2 protein-coding genes are annotated in these 1,301 nt (G+C 73.6%); one reads left to right on the forward strand and one right to left on the reverse strand.

Annotated elements, in window-relative coordinates:
* Nucleotides 1-37 precede the first annotated feature (37 nt).
* On the reverse strand, nt 38-721 hold the full coding sequence (locus ABZ641_RS37875; protein WP_344626176.1) for a hypothetical protein: 684 nt from the start codon (nt 719-721) through the stop codon (nt 38-40).
* A gap of 214 nt (nt 722-935) precedes the next feature.
* Between ABZ641_RS37875 and ABZ641_RS37880 the strand changes: the two genes are divergently transcribed.
* Nucleotides 936-1,301, forward strand: a 366-nt coding sequence (locus ABZ641_RS37880) for a helix-turn-helix transcriptional regulator (protein ID WP_359989159.1), incomplete at its 3' end; no start/stop codon positions are given.

The following is a 1,301-nucleotide window of genomic DNA, read 5'->3' on the forward strand; positions in this document are numbered from 1 at the left end:
GGCGGCGCGGGGTCCGGGTCGCCCCGGCGGGCGGGCGTCACCGGCCGACCTCGTCGATGGCCATGGTGAACTGGTCGGGCCGGTTCACCACCAACTGCGGGTTGGCCGAGTTCAGGGCGTGTCCGGAGGCCACCAGGCTCATGGTCAACGAGTGGAAGAACTCCGAGATCGCCCGGCCGACGTCGGCGCCGGACTTGGCGAGGAAGGCGAACTCCGGGCGGGTCGCGACGTCGACCATGGTCTGCGCCCGGGCGTCGCCGAGACCGCAGGCGATGATGTTCGGCGCGGTCGGCGTGCGATCCCGGTCGGTCAGCTCCGCGTGCGGCGCGTGCCAGGACGAGCCGTCGGTGGGCTGGCCGTCGCTGAGCAGGAAGACCACCGGGCGGTGCACCCGGTAGCCCTCGCCGCGCAGCCACTTCACGTCGCCGGGGATCCGCTGCAGCAGGTCCTCGAAGACGGCCCGGTAGTTGGTCACCCCGCGGATCACCAGCCGGGGCACCGTGGTCTCGGTGCGCATGTCGGCCACCGCGAGCCGGACCTGGACGTCGTCGGAGAAGCCCAGCACGGCCAGCCGGAGCTTGGCCGCGACCATCGGCTCCGCCCGCAGCCCCTCGCACAGCGACGCCACCCCGTCCCCCAGCTCCCGCTGGTACGGGGCCATCGAGCCCGACTCGTCGGCCACCACGTAGGCCGGCAGCAGGACGCCCTTCGCCTCCGCCATCGGAACACCGCCTCCTTCAAGTTCACGCACTGGTGTCGCGGACGGGGGCGGCCCGGGCCGCGCAACGGGGTGCGCCGGGGCCGCGGGACCGTTGTCCGCACCGCCGATGCTGGCGTCGCGTCAGGCAAAGGCACAGGTCACAGCACCGGTCATATGTGACCGGTCGTCAGGGTAGGCTCGCCCCTGTTTCGATTCCTCGGGGGAAGGACGGGTCGTGGCGGAGACGCTCGGAGCGCTGGTGCGGCAGTTACGGAAGCAGGCCGGCCTGACGCAGTTCCAGCTCGCCGAGCGGGCCGGGCTCGGCGAGAGCACCGTCCGCCGGATCGAGACCGACCGGCCCTTCGACCACCGGCTCGGCACCATCAACCGCATCGCGGACGCGCTCGACGCCGGCCCCGAGGACCGCCGGCGGCTGAGCGCCCTCAGCGGCGGCACAGGCCCGGCCGCGCCCGAGGCTCCATCACCCGATGCTCCATCACTTGAGACACCGTCACCGCAGGTGCCCCCGCCGGGAGCGCTGCTGCCGCCCCGGGACCACGGCCCGCTCGCCGACGCCGCCGAGGAGTTGGCCCGCGAGAGC

Source organism: Kitasatospora sp. NPDC007106 (genome assembly GCF_040634455.1).
Taxonomy (GTDB): Bacteria; Actinomycetota; Actinomycetes; order Streptomycetales; family Streptomycetaceae; genus Kitasatospora; species Kitasatospora arboriphila.

Bases quoted from the DNA above. Each gene is read 5' to 3' on its own strand.
- ABZ641_RS37875 (WP_344626176.1), bottom strand. From the start codon at position 721: ATGGCGGAGGCGAAGGGCGTCCTGCTGCCGGCCTACGTGGTGGCCGAC.